Annotated in this window: 15 protein-coding genes and 2 pseudogenes; 10 read left to right on the forward strand and 7 right to left on the reverse strand. The window is 40.5% G+C overall.

Annotation, left to right across the window (positions count from 1 at the left end; all coding sequences use genetic code 11):
• Positions 1-120 precede the first annotated feature (120 nt).
• On the reverse strand, positions 121-1503 hold the full coding sequence (gene ahcY / locus C9E88_RS05030) for an adenosylhomocysteinase (protein ID WP_106986419.1): 1383 nt from the start codon (positions 1501-1503) through the stop codon (positions 121-123).
• A 223-nt stretch (positions 1504-1726) separates the two neighbouring features.
• Here ahcY and C9E88_RS05035 point away from each other — a divergent pair, with 223 nt between their 5' ends.
• Entirely contained in the window at positions 1727-2761 is a 1035-nt protein-coding gene (locus tag C9E88_RS05035) for a DUF4917 family protein (protein ID WP_227865869.1), read from the forward strand.
• A gap of 64 nt (positions 2762-2825) precedes the next feature.
• Positions 2826-3332, forward strand: a complete 507-nt coding sequence (locus C9E88_RS05040) for a cysteine peptidase family C39 domain-containing protein (protein WP_106986418.1) — start codon at positions 2826-2828, stop codon at positions 3330-3332.
• Between the two features lie 46 nt (positions 3333-3378).
• Here C9E88_RS05040 and C9E88_RS05045 read toward each other — a convergent pair whose 3' ends face one another.
• The 3 genes from C9E88_RS05045 to radA form a co-directional block, all read right to left on the reverse strand.
• Positions 3379-3909, reverse strand: a complete 531-nt coding sequence (locus C9E88_RS05045; RefSeq protein WP_106986417.1) for a tetratricopeptide repeat protein — start codon at positions 3907-3909, stop codon at positions 3379-3381.
• Positions 3910-4017: 108 nt separating this feature from the next.
• On the reverse strand, positions 4018-5022 hold the full coding sequence (locus C9E88_RS05050; protein ID WP_106986416.1) for a Tim44 domain-containing protein: 1005 nt from the start codon (positions 5020-5022) through the stop codon (positions 4018-4020).
• Between the two features lie 122 nt (positions 5023-5144).
• Positions 5145-6536: a DNA repair protein RadA gene (gene radA, locus C9E88_RS05055; protein WP_106986415.1), complete on the reverse strand. Its 1392-nt coding sequence runs from the start codon at positions 6534-6536 to the stop codon at positions 5145-5147.
• A 185-nt stretch (positions 6537-6721) separates the two neighbouring features.
• Between radA and C9E88_RS05060 the strand changes: the two genes are divergently transcribed.
• Positions 6722-7156 (forward strand): hypothetical protein, encoded by a 435-nt coding sequence (locus tag C9E88_RS05060; protein ID WP_106986414.1) that lies wholly within the window; start codon positions 6722-6724, stop codon positions 7154-7156.
• A gap of 88 nt (positions 7157-7244) precedes the next feature.
• Here the strand turns inward: C9E88_RS05060 and C9E88_RS05065 are convergent, their stop codons facing one another.
• Entirely contained in the window at positions 7245-8600 is a 1356-nt protein-coding gene (locus C9E88_RS05065; protein ID WP_106986439.1) for an alanine/glycine:cation symporter family protein, read from the reverse strand.
• 316 nt (positions 8601-8916) lie between these two features.
• On the opposite strand from C9E88_RS05065, the pseudogene C9E88_RS05070 reads away from it, so the two are divergent.
• A pseudogene (locus C9E88_RS05070) lies at positions 8917-9165 on the forward strand (amino acid transporter); the annotation flags it as partial.
• Positions 9166-9226: 61 nt separating this feature from the next.
• Here the strand turns inward: C9E88_RS05070 and C9E88_RS05075 are convergent.
• Positions 9227-10359 (reverse strand): IS3-like element ISAba14 family transposase gene (locus tag C9E88_RS05075; RefSeq protein ID WP_223155595.1). Its coding sequence is split into 2 segments (ribosomal slippage): positions 9227-10107 and positions 10107-10359, totalling 1134 coding nucleotides; the frame shifts between segments, so codons are not numbered across the junction.
• An 85-nt stretch (positions 10360-10444) separates the two neighbouring features.
• Between C9E88_RS05075 and C9E88_RS05080 the strand changes: the two are divergent.
• The 6 genes and pseudogenes from C9E88_RS05080 to xerA all read left to right on the forward strand — a co-directional run.
• Positions 10445-11605 (forward strand): annotated as a pseudogene (locus tag C9E88_RS05080) (amino acid permease); the annotation flags it as partial.
• A gap of 359 nt (positions 11606-11964) precedes the next feature.
• Complete coding sequence (gene lptM, locus C9E88_RS05085; protein ID WP_106985696.1) at positions 11965-12150, forward strand: LPS translocon maturation chaperone LptM; 186 nt, start codon at positions 11965-11967, stop codon at positions 12148-12150.
• 65 nt (positions 12151-12215) lie between these two features.
• Positions 12216-13460 carry a diaminopimelate decarboxylase gene (gene lysA, locus C9E88_RS05090; protein ID WP_106985693.1) on the forward strand — a complete coding sequence of 415 codons (1245 nt, stop codon included), beginning with the start codon at positions 12216-12218 and terminating at the stop codon, positions 13458-13460.
• 13 nt (positions 13461-13473) lie between these two features.
• Positions 13474-14319 carry a diaminopimelate epimerase gene (gene dapF, locus C9E88_RS05095; RefSeq protein WP_106985692.1) on the forward strand — a complete coding sequence of 282 codons (846 nt, stop codon included), beginning with the start codon at positions 13474-13476 and terminating at the stop codon, positions 14317-14319.
• A gap of 116 nt (positions 14320-14435) precedes the next feature.
• Positions 14436-15056 (forward strand): alpha/beta fold hydrolase, encoded by a 621-nt coding sequence (locus C9E88_RS05100; protein ID WP_106985691.1) that lies wholly within the window; start codon positions 14436-14438, stop codon positions 15054-15056.
• Between the two features lie 3 nt (positions 15057-15059).
• Complete coding sequence (xerA, locus tag C9E88_RS05105; protein WP_106985690.1) at positions 15060-15986, forward strand: site-specific tyrosine recombinase/integron integrase; 927 nt, start codon at positions 15060-15062, stop codon at positions 15984-15986.
• A 73-nt stretch (positions 15987-16059) separates the two neighbouring features.
• On the opposite strand, the gene C9E88_RS05110 is transcribed toward xerA, so the two are convergent.
• Positions 16060-17736 carry an amidase gene (locus C9E88_RS05110; protein WP_106985689.1) on the reverse strand — a complete coding sequence of 559 codons (1677 nt, stop codon included), beginning with the start codon at positions 17734-17736 and terminating at the stop codon, positions 16060-16062.
• Positions 17737-18046 lie beyond the last annotated feature (310 nt).

Here is an 18046-nt window from a genome sequence, read left to right on the forward strand (position 1 = left end):
CCCTCATCCCAGCCTTCTCCTGAGCCATATATGGCGCAAGAGAAGGAGAGTCCATGAGAAAATTAAATTCTCAATGGAAAGTTCCTCTCCTAACAGGAGAGGTTAGGAGAGGTGAAAAACTTAGTATTTATAAGCCTCAGCTTTGAACGGGCCTTCAACTTGAACACCTAGGTAATCAGCTTGTTCTTGAGTCAAAGTTGTCAATACGCCGCCGAAACCAGCAACCATTGCCGCAGCAACTTCTTCGTCTAATTTCTTAGGAATAAGTTCTACACGGATTGCAGCTTGTTTTTGATCTTCTGGAAGATCAGCAAATTTTTCAGCGAATAGGTGCATTTGACCCAATACTTGGTTAGCAAAAGAACCATCCATAATACGTGATGGGTGACCAGTTGCGTTACCAAGGTTCACCAAACGGCCTTCAGAAAGAAGGATTAAGTAATCGTTTTCGTTTTCTGTACGATACACTTGGTGAACTTGTGGCTTAACTTCAACCCACTTGTAACCGCGTAGGTAGTTTGTGTCGATTTCAGTATCGAAGTGACCGATGTTACAAACAACAGCACCAGCTTTTAATGAATCAAGCATTGCTGCGTCACATACGTGGTAGTTACCAGTAGTCGTTACGATCAAGTCAGTGTTTTGAAGAAGATCAAGGTTGATATCTTCTTTTTTGCCAGTTTGAACGCCGTTTTTGTACGGAGCAACAACTTCGTAACCGTCCATGCATGCTTGCATTGCGCAGATTGGGTCAACTTCAGTTACACGTACAATCATGCCTTCTTGACGAAGTGATTGAGCAGAACCTTTACCTACGTCGCCATAACCGATTACAAGCGCACGACGGCCAGATAAAAGCATATCTGTACCGCGTTTGATTGCATCATTTAGAGAGTGACGGCAGCCGTATTTGTTGTCGTTTTTAGACTTAGTTACAGAGTCGTTTACGTTGATTGCAGGAACTTTTAAAGTACCGTCGCGGTGCATTTCGTAAAGACGTTGAACACCTGTTGTAGTTTCTTCAGTAATACCGTGGATTTTAGCAATCACTTCAGGATATTTTTCGTGAACAAGTGCAGTTAAGTCACCGCCATCGTCCAGAATCATGTTGGCATCCCAAGGTGTGCCGTTTACGTTGATTTGCTGTTCTAAGCACCAAACGTATTCTTCTTCAGTTTCGCCTTTCCAAGCAAAAACTGGAATACCAGCAGCCGCGATTGCAGCAGCAGCGTGGTCTTGCGTAGAGAAGATGTTGCATGAAGTCCAGCGAACTTCTGCGCCTAATTCAACTAGAGTTTCAATTAAAACTGCAGTTTGAATTGTCATGTGGATACAGCCAAGGATTTTCGCGCCAGCAAGCGGTTTAGCTGCAGCATAGCGTTTACGAAGACCCATTAGCGCTGGCATTTCTGCTTCAGCAAGTTTGATTTCTTTACGGCCGTAGTCAGCTAGTGAAATGTCGGCAACTTTGTAATCTGTAAATGAAGCATTAACCGCGTTCATCACGATCTCCTTAATAAAAACAATTGATCATTATGTTCGCGGATGCCGTTGTTGATTGAAACGAATGTTCAACCGAATCGTCGAGCCTAGCGATCTTATATTTAGTGCCTATAAGAAAGTCGCAGCATCCCTCGACTAGCGAAGTATTGTACTTGGAAATAGAGTGAGTTCCAATCTTCAATTGGTTAATATCTGTCATATAAGTAAATTTCGAGATTGTACTATGATGGATAGCTTTAATTACCCTATCAAAGAATGGGGTGAAATTAAGGATGATTATAAAAATGGGAGTTTAATAATTGGCAATGGGGCTAGTGTTGCTCTGCATCAAAAATTTCGTTTTGATTCTTTAAAAGAAGAAGCTGAAAAATTAGAACTTTTTAATGCAGATATATCCAAACTTTTTAAGGAGTTTGATACAGATGATTTCGAGTTAGTTTTGAGATTAGTTTGGCATGCAAAGTTGGTAAATAATCATTTAGGTATACACGATACAAAAATTGATTCAGCTTATGAGAATATTAAAAATGCTCTAATCGAAGTTGTTAAAGAAGTTCATTGCGAACATGCACAAATATTTGATCATTTATCTGATCTTTATAAATTTACAAAGCAGTTTTCTACGATTGTTTCACTTAATTATGATTTGATTCTGTATTGGATACGTATGTATGGTAATGGGAGTAGCATCAACAATGATGGTCATATTTTTAAAGATTGCTTTATTGGATACGGCCAGTTTGATCATGATTGGGAAAAGTTTAAACAACCATACGGACGGCATCAAAAAGACGTCACGTTGACCTTTTACCAACATGGTAATTTATGTATCTTTAGAGATGCTAAAAATGCTGAGAATAAACTACAAAGAGATGAGTCTAAAAGTTTATTGGATGTTATTACATCGCAGTGGTGTGAAGACAAAATTCCATTATTTATAGCTGAAGGCACAGGGATTAAAAAATTAGAGTCAATAAAAAGTAGTCCATATTTGAGCACAATATTTTATGAAGTTTTACCAAGCTTAGTGGCTGAAAATAAAAATTTAGTTATTTATGGATGGGGCTTAGGTGAACAAGAGTCCCATTTAATCCAGCAAATTTTTAAACAAGGTACTGTAGGTAAAGTTGCTATCTCGACTTATTCTAAAGAGCAGAAAGAATGTCATCGGATTAATACATTAATTAAAGTAATAGCTCCTAAAATAGAAGTAGAATTTTTTGATAGTCAAAGTTCAGGTTGTTGGAATAATCCCTAAAATTAAAGTATTTGTATTAATATTAATATTAATATTAATTTTAGATAAATTTTGAGTTCCTTTCATGTCTTTGGAAATCCCAGAAGCACTTGCCAATTTAGAAGCCAATGGCGGTATCTATGCCGTATGGATGCTGCTGCAGCACTTAGGCCTAGATGCTGAAATAGATCAGCTGGTCAATGTGTGCGGCTATGATGCAGAGTATGGAACAAGTTCATTGGGTCTTGCCATTGGCTTAAAAAAGTTTGGCTATCAGATTCAATTTCATACTGATGAAGACTTAGAGCCAAGTGAAGAAGATCTAAAGGAATTGAACACAGCACAACAAATTCAATTGCCAATTTTACCTGCACTTAGCTATGCAGAAATCCAGCAAGCTTTTGAGCAAAAGCAATATGTGATTGTGTATTACGACACTTTAGAAGGTGAGGGCAATCACTCGTTGGTGTATGCAGTTGATGCCAATGAGATTAGTTTTTTTGACAGTTTTGAAGCAATGCCAGCAGCGTTATTTGAACAACAACGTGCAGTGGAAGGTATTTTTAGACAAGCCATTGTTGTTGATGCTTAATGTAAGAGTGCAAAAAATTACAGCCCATTATGATGGGCTGTATTGCTTATTGCTCAGTATTTTTGCTTTCAGCAAGCTGTGCTTGTTGATCCCAAAAATCAGCTTGTTCTTCATTGGCATCAATACCTAAGCCATTTGCATAGATAAAAGATAAATCGCGCATGGCTTGTACATCGCCTAATTTGGCTGCTTGTTCAACCAGTTCAATAGACTTGCTCACGTCTTTTTCAGTGGCATCACCACGGCGGTAATAGCCTGCTAACTCAAAAATAGCGGCAGCATGTTTATCTTTGCTGGCCTGAGTTAACCAATTAAAACCATATTCAAAGTATTTTTTAGACTCTTCTGGGTCTTCTTCGCGTAATTCTTTAGCATAAACTGTATAGCCTTCACCCAGCCAATACATTGCTTCAGTTAAGCCCAATTGTGCTGCTCTGAGTGCCCATTCTTCAGCCAGATCAATATCGTCTTCATGTTCGCTGTGCATATAGGCTTCGGCTAGCTCAAATTGAGCTTCAGCATTACCAGCAGATGCACGATTAATTAAAGCAATAGGGGGAGTAATACGCTGCGACATAAGGCAACCTCAAAAATAAACCTGCCTAGATTAAAGTGATTGGCTCAGAAAAGCGAATTTTAGCCATAAAAAAAAGCGATCCGAAGATCGCTTTTTTAGAAGTGATGCTTAGCTTTCTTGTTGAATGCCAGCAACCAACCAATCTTGTGTAGAACCAGCAGGTTTAACAAAATGCCAAATTTCTGCAAATGGTTGTGGAAGGCTGTTTAAGTCTTCGCTCACAGTACCTGTAAAGCGAACGCTTACAACGTATTGGCCATTTTCAGTTGCAGAATCAGTCACCATTGCATTTAAGTTAGAAAACTCAGCAACGTCTTGATCTTGGTTAGCCATAATATCTTGATACATTGACTGGTAAAGATCAGGAGTTAAATAACGCTGAATTTCTGAAATATTGCTCGCCGTATTCATAGACTGAATATGGTTAAAGCGTTGGCGTGCAATACGTAAGAATGCTGCAGGCTCAGTACCATCAGGCAACTGACTACCAGAATTCGTGTATGCGCCACCTGCAAAAGGTGCGTTATTTACAGGTGCAGATGGTGTTGAACCGCCCACTGATTGACCAAAAATATTGGTGTTATCACCGCCACGAGGCGCATTAGGTGCTTGACCAAATGGTGCTGTATTACCAGCACCACCATTGTTAGGTGCGTATGGGTTGTTAGTAGCTAGTTTTTTTTTTGCGCCCATCTTACGGAAAATGAAGAAGGCAACAGCAGCAGCTAGTAAGATCCAAATCCAGCTTGGAAGACCACCTTTTTCTTCTTCAGCTGGTGCAGCAGCTTGCTGCTGAGCTTCCGAAGTTGCATGAGTGTTCTTGTCATCTGCTAATGCATTGGCTGCTACCGCACCAATTGCAGCACCAGCTACACCAGCAGCAACCATACCGCCAACGCCTGGACCAGATTTAGCAGGCGCAGTTGCAGGAGCAACTGGCTGTTGAGCTGGAGTAGCTTGACGAGGCTGTTGGTAAGACTGAGTTGGTGCTGCTTGACGAGACATACCATGGCTTTTACCACCACCAGCACGTTTCGCTTCAGCTGTTAAAGGCGCTACTAATAAAGCAGCCGTTAATAAACCCGCAATCAAACCACGCTGTCGAACTTCCATTGAGTTTTCCTATAAAAAATAAAAAGAAATAGATTCTTCTTATTTATGCAGTCATTTGCGCTGAATTTCAATATCTAAATCGTATTTTTAATTAAAAAATATACAAGCAAACATCACTTGGATTAGCTGAGCTCTTCACTTAAGTTCATCGCCTCTGTTAAAGCTTCGTGTAAACGGGCGACAGAAATGATTTGTACGCCTGCAATCGATTTTTGTGGCGCATTGCCCCGAGGCACAATAATGTATTTAAATCCATGTTTAATCGCTTCTTTTAAGCGCTCTTGACCATTGGGCACAGGGCGAATTTCACCAGATAACCCGACTTCACCAAAAACAGCTAGCTGTTGTGGTAAGGCCTTACCGCGAATACTGGATGCACAGGCAAGTAGGACTGCTAAATCAGAACCTGTTTCGGTAATTTTTAAGCCACCCACGATGTTTACATAGACATCTTGGCCTGAGGTTTGTACGCCACCATGTCGGTGCATAACAGCAAGGAGCATATTTAAGCGGTTTTGTTCTAAGCCCAAAGCCACGCGACGTGGTTGCCCATGCGCATCATCCACTAAGGCCTGAACCTCCACTAATAGTGGGCGTGTACCTTCACGGCTAATCATCACAATCGAGCCTGGAATGGCTTCGTCATAACGACTTAAAAAAATAGCAGAAGGGTTAGATACTTCGCGTAGGCCTTTATCGGTCATGCCAAACACGCCCAGTTCATTGACCGCTCCAAAACGGTTTTTAACCGCACGAATCATACGAAAGCGAGAGTCTGCTTGTCCTTCAAAATACAATACACAATCGACCATGTGTTCTAATACGCGAGGGCCTGCTAATGAGCCTTCTTTGGTCACGTGACCCACAATAAACAACGCCGTGCCACTATTTTTGGCAAAGCGTGTGAGTAAAGCTGCCGACTCACGAATTTGTGAAACACCGCCAGGTGCAGATTGTAAGGTTTCGGTATACAGCGTTTGAATTGAGTCTAAAATGGCTACAGCGGGACGTTCATGTGCCAGTACTTCGCAAATACGCTCAACACAGGTTTCGGCCATAACCTTTAATTGATCCGTGGGCAAATCGAGTCGATTAGCACGTAGCGCAACTTGAGAAAGTGATTCCTCACCTGTGACATAGAGTGCTGGGCTATTGGCAGATGCCATGTGCGTGGCGGTTTGTAATAAAATGGTAGATTTACCAATACCAGGGTCACCACCAATCAGTACCACTGAACCTGTGACTAAACCGCCACCCAATACACGGTCAAATTCGCCTATGCCAGTTGCCAGACGTGTTTCATTGGACACTGAAATCTTATTGAGTGTGGTAATACTGGCAGCTTGGCCTGCATAACCACCGCCCATTTTCGGCTGTGCGCGATGGCTGACAGCAGGTGCAATGCTGACTTCATTTAAACAATTCCATTCCCCACAATCGCTACATTGGCCTGACCATTTAGGATGGTCTGCACCACATTGTTCGCAACGATAAACACTTTTTGCTTTTGCCATAACCCAAGTCGAAAGCTGTTGTCATTGTGCAAGAGCATAACCATGAATAAGTTGGAACGCTATGGATTCGAATGAAAATTGGCTGTTTCCAGTCAATCTGTGTCGCATAAGTGCTTGCTCATTAGCATGAATTGCATTTCAGGCTCTATAATAGATGCTTAAATTACTCAAAATGGATCACTGCAATGCCAATGCTAATACAACATATCGATGCGATTGCGCGTGAAAAAAAACGTGATGTGCTTTTTTTACATTTTGAAAATTACATTGAAGATAAAGATTTAGAAGACAATGCGCGTAATGTTGTTTTGGCATGGTTAGATGAACATGGAATTGCATATACACCATGTATGGGCATTGAGGATGAAAGTCTCATTGATGGCTATTTAGGAGATGTTTATTTAGAGCTTCCATTTGATGAGCAAGATCCACAATATCAATTGGTGCAACAGCATCTTGAAGATGAAGAGGGTAATATGAAAATTGAAGATGTCTTCTTTTTTGTATTATCGCTGGAAGTGGCTTTAGAAATTGAAGCTGATCGTCAAGAGTCAGCTGACTTAGAAAATCAGTTTGAAGATGAAGACCAAGATTCTACGGCACGTGGTCGTTTAAGTTAAGGTTTACCATTGAGTATTTATTTGGATGCTCATGGACACATTAAAAAAGCCACACAAATGTGTGGCTTTTTGAGCGGTAGACTTTGTTTTAGTACAGTTCACCGTTTTTACGACGTTCAATAAAGTCTTTGGATTCTTTCACAATAATGCCCGAAAGGAGTAACAGTGCGAGACAGTTTGGTGCAGCCATAAGTCCATTAAAGGTATCTGCAAATAACCAAACCAAATCAAGGGTCACCACACAGCCTACAAAGACAGATGCGATATAAATAAGACGATAAATTAAGATGGATTTATCACCCAATAAATAAGTACAGCATTTTTCGCCATAGTAGCTCCAACCTAAAATCGTTGAATAGGCGAAGAAAATAATACCAAAGGTCACCACCCAGCCACCAAAACCTGGTAGGAGTTTGTCAAATACACTAATCGTGAGGACAGCACCGGTTTGATCGCCAAACGAATTGCCAGCCATAATAAAGCCCATGACTAAAACAATACCAGTGATTGAGCACACAACAATTGTATCGAGGAATGTACCTGTCATAGATACAAGACCTTGGCGTGCAGGATGATCAGTTTGTGCTGCTGCTGCCGCAATGGGCGCAGAACCCATACCTGCTTCATTTGAGAATACACCGCGTGCAACACCATAGCGAATTGCAGCACCGATTGCGCCACCTGCGGCCGCTTCACCTGTAAATGCATAAGTAAAGATCAATTTTAGTGCAGGGACAACCAGCTCTAGGTTGTTCACAATAATGATGAGACCGCCTAACACATAGCCTATCGCCATGACAGGAACAATCACCGAAGACGCTTTTGAAATTGATTTAATACCACCTAAAATGACCAAGGCAGAGAAAGCAGTAATGATAATCGCTGTGGTAAGTGTACTAATGCCTAAGCTCTTTTCAACCGCTAATGCCACAGTGTTAGATTGCACGGAACTGCCAATACCAAAGGATGCCAAGGTACCAAACAGCGCAAAAAGTACTGCCAGCCATTTCCATTTAGCGCCTAGTCCACGCTCGATGTAATACATCGGGCCACCAGACATTTCACCTTTTTCATTTTTTATACGAAATTTAACTGCCAATACGCCTTCGCCGTATTTAGTGGCCATACCAAATAGCGCGGTCATCCACATCCAAAATACAGCACCAGGGCCACCAAGTACGCAGGCTGTAGCAACACCTGCAATATTACCCGTACCAATCGTGGCTGAAAGGGCCGTCATGAGTGAGGCAAATTGACTAATATCACCTTCATGTTTTTTGGGATGTTTACCAAAGACTTGTTTGAAAGCCAATGGCAACATACGGAATTGCCAAAATAATAAGCGGAATGTGAGGAACACACCTGTACCGACAATCAGTACGAGCATGTAAGGACCCCAGACTAATCCGCTTAGGGTCTCCATAAAATTTTGTAAGTTTTGCATATTTTTCTTATCCATCCCATCTAGGTTATTTAAGCTTGCATTAAGCAAGTGCTATGCCAGTTAGTCGAAACTTCCAGTGTTTAATTCCTTTTTGAGGCAAGGAGGTTTTTTTATTACTCATGTTTTCAAGTTTTTATATTGATGTATGCGTTGATGTCACTACTTATATTTAGTGTAATATTTATACTTTGTATATAAGAAAAATAAATTAAATACAGCAATTAATCCGAAAATACAGATCAAGCGAAAATAATTTTGTATTTTTTTAATCAATTAAGTTAATTTGTGCCGATTGGACAGCAAAATTGAATCAAGAATGAATCACCAAAATAATAGTTCGCCAGCTGAAAATGGCGATCTGCAACGTAGTCTGTCTAACCGACATCTCCAATTAATTGCAATTGGTGGCGCGATTGGTACGGGCTTATTCATGGGCTCTGGTAAAACAATTAGTTTGGCAGGTCCATCTATACTGGTGATCTATATGATCATTGGTTTCATGGTCTTTTTGGTCATGCGAGCATTAGGTGAACTTTTGTTATCTAACTTGCAGTACAAGTCATTTAGAGGTGGTCCCACTTGTTTGAACAACTAAAAGCGTATTTATAAGTGATATTCCGCTCTAGTTAAGCCACCTTGTTTTGTTGGGGTAGCTGATCATAGTAAAACTCATTTGGTGTCATTTTGTCTAGACTCGAATGAGGTCGTTTCAAATTATAAAACTCAAAATATGCACTTAATTGCTTTTTCGCATCTGTGACACTGCTATAAGCTTTGAGATACACCTCTTCATATTTAACGCTCCGCCATAATCGTTCAACCATCACATTATCTACCCATCGACCTTTACCATCCATACTGATTTGAATGCCATTTGATTTCAATACATCAATAAATGCATCACTGGTAAACTGGCTGCCTTGGTCTGTATTAAATATTTCAGGTCGACCATATTTTTCAATCGCTTCATTTAAAGCCGAAATACAAAAATCCACCTCCATACTAATCGATACTCTATGCGCAAGTACCTTGCGGCTATGCCAATCAATCACAGCACATAAATAAACAAAGCCTTTTGCCATAGGGATATACGTTATATCCGTAGACCACACTTGATTACTGCGCTGAATAGCCAATCCTTTGAGCAGATATGGATATTTACGGTGAGCTTGATTAGCCTGGCTTAAATTTGGTTTGCAATATAACGCCTGAATACCCATTTTCTTCATTAAAGTACGTGTATGACGTCGTCCTATATGATGTCCTTGACGATTCAACAAATCACGCATCATACGACTGCCTGCAAAAGGATATTGCATATGTAATTCATCAATACATCGCATCAGCTTCAGATCTGATGCACTCACAGGTTTTGGGCGATAGTAATAACAACCACGGGAGACTTTCAGCAGCTTAGCTTGCTTAGATACTGAAATCTGAAGTGAGTCGTCGATTAACTTTTGTGGTTGAAGCGGCCCAGTTTCTTCAACACACCTTCTAAAAAATCAATTTCTAATGCCTGCTCACCGATTTTTGCATGTAGTTTTTTTAGATCGATGGGTGGTTCTGTTGGAGCTTTTGATTGATCGAAAGCTTGCGAGGAAGCTGAGATCAATTGATTTTTCCAGTCAATAATTTGGTTTTGATGAACATCAAACTCAGCACTCAATTCAGCAAGTGTTTTTTCTGCTTTAATCGCAGCAAGTGCTACCTTAGCTTTAAAATCATTTGAATGATTTCTTCTTGGTCTACGTGCCATAAAATACTCCATATATTGATGTTTATAACATCATTTGAGGAGCAGAATATCACTTATAGGAGTTGTTCAAATTTACGGATCCATCTCTTTTATTGACTTTGCAACGGATTTGATTGGCCCGTGGGCGGGTTATTTTGTCGGTTGGACCTACTGGCTGTGTTGGATTACGATAGGTATCGCCGATCTTTCTGCAATTATTTACTATTTGCAGTTTTTTAATGGAGGTAACCCATTTTCGCCTGAAGAAGGGGTGCTCATTAGTATTGCCGCCATTGTGTTTATTATGGGGCTAAACTTAGTCACCGTTAAGCTATTTGGTGAGTTAGAGTTTTGGTTTGCCCTCATCAAAATTTTAGCCATTGTGGTGCTGATTGGCGTCGGTTTGTGGATGATTTTTACCGGATTTACTTCAACAGCTGGTGAAATTGCTTCATTTACGCACTTATGGTCACATGGTGGATTATTCCCAACAGGGGTCACAGGGTTCTTAGCAGGCTTCCAAATTGCTATTTTTGCATTTGTGGGGGTTGAATTGGTGGGTACGACTGCTGCTGAAACCAAAGATCCTGAGCATAATTTACCTAAAGCGGTTAACTCGATTCCAATCCGTATTATTATTTTCTATGTATTGGCTTTGGTGATCGTGATGTCTGTAACACCTTGGAACAAGATTGATCCAAGCATTTCGCCTTTCGTAAATTTATTTAGCCAAGCGGGTATTGCTGCAGCTGCCATTATTATGAACTTGGTGGTCTTGTCATCGGTGATGTCATCGATGAACAGTGGCGTATTTTCAACTTCGCGTATGTTGTTTGGTTTGTCTCGTGAAGAGCAAGGGCCAAAAGCTTTTGGTAAATTGAATAAACGCGCTGTACCTGCAAATGCATTGTATTTCTCTGCAGTTTGTTTGTTATTGGGTGCTGCACTTCAGTACTTTGTTCCGAATACGGTTGAAGCCTTTACATTGGCAACTACACTTTCAACAGTCTTGTTTATTTGTGTATGGCTGATGATCATCTGGAGTTATATTGTGTACTACAAAACACGTCCAGAGCTTCATGCCAAATCAACATTTAAACTGCCAGGCGGGTTGTATACGTGTTGGTTGGTTATTGCCTTCTTTATCGGCATGATTTATGTATTGTCAATGGAAGCAGACACCATGAAAGCCTTGATGGTGAGCCCAATCTGGTTTGTCATTTTGGTCATTGGTTATTTTGGTTTTTATAAGAAAAAGCAAAAATAAGTATCTGTGTTAAAAAAACTGTCCACATTGGGCAGTTTTTTTATGACTATAATTGATAAAGTCATACGTATCGAACCTGAAAAAGACTGAAGAATAAAAGATCGAATTGTGATGCGAGTCTGATGATTATTTTAAGATTTAAAGACGCTACGCGTTAAGCTCTATTTTAATTGCAGTACTATTGCTTACAATGCACAGTAAAATTAAAGAAGAACTTGTGCCAAAGCAAATCAAAGTTGCCTAATTTTGAATCAGAGTCAGGATCAGCTTATTGAGAAATCGTGGGCTTTTCTTTTATCCGTGTGTTGATCACGTTATACTCGGAAAAAATATTTTTAGGTACGCGTATGAACCGTGTTATGAGTTGCAAGGTGGTGATGCTTTTCTTGGGCAGTTTACTTTTGACTGCTTGTGGCCAGTCGGGCGCATTACATTTGCCAGGCGATGCGAACGCTGACAAACGTGCAAAATATTTACTGTATTCAGATCAGAATACAGAAAAAAAAGCTGAGGACGTGCGTGAGCAACAGGCACCAGCTCAGTAGTCTGCAGAGACCGAAGCCAGAGCTTCAAAAACTACATCTGATTTGATTTAAGCAAGGATACTTTCATGAGTTTCACCCGCATCAATGGGGTTTTGCATGCTGAGCAATGTTCATTACAAGCGCTCGCAGTGCAATACGGCACACCACTATATGTCTATTCTAAAGCGGCTTTTGAAAAGCATTATTTAGATATGGATCGTGCATTTAGCTTTATCGACCATCAAATTTGTTTTGCGGTGAAGTCTAACTCCAACATTGCGGTATTGAATGTATTGGCCAAGCTTGGTGCAGGTTTTGATATTGTGACTGGTGGCGAATTGGCTCGTGTACTCAAAGCGGGTGGCGATGCGTCTAAAATTGTATTTTCGGGTTTAGGTAAAACTGAAGCAGATATTCAAAAAGCACTTGAAGTTGGCATTGCATGTTTTAATGTTGAATCTTATGCAGAGTTGGATCGTATTCAAAATGTCGCAGCGAAACTTGGCAAAAAAGCGCCGATTTCATTACGCGTGAATCCAGATGTCGATGCTAAAACACATCCATATATCTCGACTGGCTTAAAAGAAAATAAATTTGGTATTCCATCAGACAGTGTATATGAAACTTATCAATATGCTGCTTCATTACCCAATTTAGATGTTGTGGGTATTGATTGTCATATTGGTTCGCAGTTAACTGAAACGCAGCCATTTGTTGATGCTTTAGAGCGCGTCATGATCATGATTGATCATTTAAAAACTTTAGGTATTCATCTTAAGCATATCGATATTGGCGGTGGCTTGGGTGTGATTTATAAAGATGAAACGCCACCTTCTGTTGAAGAATATGCCAATGCCATGAAACCTGCTTTAGAAAAACTTGGTATGAAAGTCTATATGGAACCGGGTCGTAGTATTTCTGCCAATGCAGGTACATTATTAACCAAAGTTGATTTGCTTAAACCAACCAATCACCGCAATTTTGCCATTATTGACGCAGCGATGAATGACTTAATCCGTCCCGCGCTTTATGTAGCATGGATGGACATTCAAGCAGTTACACCAAATCCTCAAGCTGAAACAAAAACTTGGGATGTGGTGGGTGCAATTTGTGAAACTGGCGATTTCTTAGGTAAAGAGCGCGAATTAGCCATTCAAGAAAATGATGTGCTTGCTGTATTGGGCGCAGGCGCATACGGTTTTGTTATGAGTTCGAACTACAATAGCCGTGGTCGTGCAGCTGAAGTGATGGTCGATGGTGCGCAATCACACTTAGTTCGTGAACGCGAAACAATAGAATCGTTATGGGAACGTGAACGTCTTTTGCCTTAAGGAGTGATTCGAGATGTTAGTAGAATTTACCAAAATGCATGGCTTGGGCAATGACTTTCTGGTTTTAGATTTAATTAGCCAACGTGTTTATTTAGATGCACTAACGATTCAGCGTTTAGCGGATCGTCACTTTGGTATTGGTTTTGATCAATTGTTGATTGTAGAACCACCAGATGTACCAAATGCAGATTTTAAATACCGTATCTTTAACGCAGATGGTTCTGAAGTAGAGCAATGCGGTAATGGGGTACGTTGTTTTGCGCGTTTTGTACACGAGCGCCAATTGACCACAAAAACCAAAATTAAGGTACAAACCAAAGCAGGTATTGTTGAACCTGAATTGGGTGAAAATGGTTGGGTTCGCGTTAATATGGGCTATCCAAAATTCTTGCCACAAGAAATTCCATTTTTGGCAGAAGAGCCTGAAAACTTGTATGACATTGCATTAGCCAATGATGAAAAGTTGACAATTGATGTGGTGAATATGGGTAATCCGCATGCGGTGACCATTGTTCCTGATGTGATTACAGCTGATGTGCCACGTATTGGCCCACAAGTTGAATCTCATGAGCGTTTTCCGCAACGTGTAAACGCTGGTTTTATGCAAATCATTGATGAAAAGCATGCGCGTTTGCGTGTGTTTGAACGTGGTGTCGGTGAAACTTTAGCTTGTGGTACAGGTGCATGTGCAGCTGCTGTATCGGGTATGCGCCGTGGTTTACTTTCAAGCAAAGTCGAAATTGAATTGGCTGGCGGTAAGCTACAAATTGAATGGAAAGAAGGCGATGTAGTTTGGATGACAGGTCCGACTGCGACCGTTTACGAAGGCCGTTTAGATTTGCGATATTTCCAAGCTTAAGCCAAAACCAGGCTAAATATGGAAAACGAAAAAAGCACTTTCAAATGAAGGTGCTTTTTTATGGGTAAAAATCAGCTATGCTGTTTCTAATCAGATATTTTTCATCAATTAAAACTATGCAACTGATCTTTTTACCAGGCGCATCGGGTAGCACAGCTTTTTGGCAACCTGTCCAGCAAAGGCTGGCTAAGCGCACATTTGGTAATTTTACATCTCAAAGAGTGATTGCATACCCTTCATTCGGCATGCAACCTTCGCATGCAGATGTCTATGATTTTGCAAGTTTGACTCAATACGTATTAGAACAAATTGAGCAGGAAAGCATTGTTATTGCGCAGTCAATGGGGGGGATTTTTGCAGTGCAAGCAGCATTGCAAAAACCGCACTTGGTGAAAGGCTTAGTTTTACTGGCAACCTCCGGTGGAGTGAACTTAGCGCCTTTTCAGGCGCAAGATAGGCGTAGTGCCTATCAACAACAATATTTAAACTATCCTGATTGGTTCTGTACAGCAAGTATTGATTACAGCCCACAATTACAGACTATTTTACAGCCTGTCTTATTGTTGTGGGGAGATCAGGACCCCGTGAGCCCTATCGCGGTGGGCACTTATTTACAGTCCACCTTTGCCAAAGCGCAACTTCACATTGTAGAAGGTGGTGATCATCTGTTTGCAGAAAAATATCCAGATCAAACCGCGACGTTTATTGCTCATTATTTAGCTCAGTGGGAGTGCTGAAGTATGTTAGAAGGATTTGAGCCACAAGTATTGCTATCTATGTGGTTAAAGGAGCGAAAAATCCAAAATCAATCGGAACATACTTTGCAAGCTTATGAACGCGATGTCAGTGATTTTTTGGCATTTTGTGCGACGCGAAACCTCAACTTAAATGATATTGAAAGTGCAGATTTACGTGAGTTTTTAGGTTCTAAAGTTGAACATCAACAACTGAGTTCGAGTAGTTTGCAACGCATATTATCCGCTGTGCGCCAGTTTATGAAGTGGGCTGAGCAGGGGCAATATATGGCCTTTAACCCAGCTGATGATTTTCAGCTCAAACGACAGTCTCGTCCATTGCCCGGTTTAGTCGATATAGAAACGGTCAATCAAATTTTAGATCAGCCTGCACCAGCTTCAGAAGCACAACAGCAGATGTGGCTTAGAGATAAAGCGATTTTAGAGCTTTTATATTCCAGTGGATTACGCTTAGCAGAAGTACAGTCTTTAAGAATTAAGGATGTTGATTTTAATCGACAGTTACTGCGCATTACAGGTAAGGGCAATAAAACGCGTGTGGTCCCTTTTGGCGTGAAAGCTAAAGATGCCGTCATACAATGGCTACAAATATATCCGCTGTGGCATGGGGACTTTGTCCCAGAAGCAAATGTTTTTATTACCCAAAAGGGAAACCCACTTGGTGCACGTCAAATTGAAAATCGCGTGAAGCTACAAGCGCAACGTGCTGGGGTGAATATCGATCTCCATCCGCATTTGTTAAGACATTGTTTTGCCAGTCATATGCTGTCGAATAGTCGAGATTTACGCGCCGTACAAGAAATGTTGGGGCATAGTAATTTAACCACAACTCAAATTTATACCCATGTGGATTTTGATCATTTGGCACAAGTTTATGATCAGGCGCACCCCAGAGCACAATTGAAAAAGTAAGACAAAATAAAAAGAAGGCATGGCCTTCTTTTTATTTTGTGCTTGTTATAAGGCAGATGAGTCCGCCCAATATTTATAAAGCAGGCGTATGTACGGGTGTTTGGCGCACTGGGTTAATTTTTTCAAACGCTGTCGCAATTTTAAATAGTGTAGGCTCATCAAATTCACGTGCAATAAATTCAATATTGACGTTCATTGGATATTGGCTGGTACTCGCAACCACTTGTGCTGCAGGCATTGAAAGTGCAGGGAAGCCACTAAATGGGCTCAGGCGATTATTGGTCCCCGCCGATGGGCTACGGCCTAAATTTGGCGCCAAAGCATGCATGGTTGGATAAGCAAGCGCATCAAAGCTGGTCCCTGTAAGTTGTCCAGTTGCATTGGTATGATCTAAGGCTTTATTTAAACTACCACGGACATGTGGCGCACGTACGACGGTGTTCAGGTGATAACCCTCAATAAATGATTGCGCCGTACTGTCACGGTCATAGTTATTAAAACTTGAAATCATTAAGCCACTGTTTTGCAAATCGGTATAAGACTGAAAAATACTTCGTGTGGTTTTTAAATAGTTAGTAAGTGAAATTTTAAACTCATAAGAAGACAAACTTGAATAAGTGCTAAGAATCGTAGATAAATCATCTATTGTTACTTCCTCAACAATGGCACCCGCTGCGGTTAATTTGGCAACTGCTTGATCCATTGCTTGATTAATTAATTGGCCGTCCTCAGTGAATACACCCGCATTATTCGGCTGAGCATATAGTGCACGGACTAAGCCAATACGTTTTCCTTGTAAGTTATTATCTGCTGTAGGCACGTAGCTTGTTGGTACTGAAAACAAGGTTTTATATTCGCTTTCAGTGCTTAATAATGGTGCTAAACGGTCAAAATCATTGCGTTGATTTGAAGATGCTGAATGATCAAAACCCGTCATGCTATCCATTAAAATGGCACAGTCGACGGCTTTACGACACATCGGGCCAGCCGTATCTTGTGTTGGTGCAAGAGGAATGATGCCATCTTGACTAACTAGACGTAGTGAAGGACGCAAACCAACAAGGCCTTGTAATGATGATGGAATACGAATTGAGCCACCTGTATCTGTTCCAATACCAATCAGGGCTAAGCTTGCATTAATGGCAGCACCTGTACCTGCGGATGAACCCCCTGGGCCTTTGCTCAGATCGTAAGCATTTTTGGTCTGTCCACCATTTTTATGGCTAGAGCTACCACCAAACCCAAAGGCAAATTCATCTAAATTGGCTTTACCTAAAATAATGCCACCATGATCTTTAATATTTTTAATAATGTATGCATCGTCTTGTGGGAAATTATCAATCAGTGCTTTAGAACCAGCTGTATTGGCCATGTTGATGGCATCAATGTTGTCTTTAGGCAATACTGTCACACAGTGTAAAGCACCTTTCAGTTTACCTGTACTGGCATAGTAATCATCTAAGTCTTTGGCATCTTTCAGTGCTGTAGGATTAACAGAAATGATGCTGTTTAATGTTGGTCCTTGTTTGTCATAGGCCTGAATACGATCCAAATAGCTTTGCACGATTTGAACGCATGTTGCACCTTTGGTTTGAATCGATTGATGCACATCAGCAATACTGGCTTCAACAGGATTAAAGGGTACTGGCTGGATTGTTTCAGAAGCTGAATTGCTATCTTTTGAGTCATTACATGCGGTTAGAAAACCTGAAAGAGAGATTAGTAAAATAGTTTTTTTAAAACCCAACATGAAGCCTACCCCAGAAATGTATGTTTGTAGACTTGCTAATGCAATGCTTGTGCCATGTATAGTTTTGATTATTCTTGTTTTTAGTGTTTGATTTAAAATTTTAGAATAAAAAGTACCAGCATTTATCGAGAATTTAATGCTTTAAAAGTGACATAAAAATAGAAGATTCACAGCAATTGTTTGAATTTTTCGTTTCTATATTAAATTTCTAAAATCTGTAGGTAATTTTTTATATGTTTAAATTCAATTTATTATAGTGATTTATTGTTTTGAAATGACTTAAATTGATCTTTTGTACTAATGTAGAATA

Origin of the sequence: Acinetobacter cumulans, from assembly GCF_003024525.3 — a bacterium.
Classification (GTDB): domain Bacteria; phylum Pseudomonadota; class Gammaproteobacteria; order Pseudomonadales; family Moraxellaceae; genus Acinetobacter; species Acinetobacter cumulans.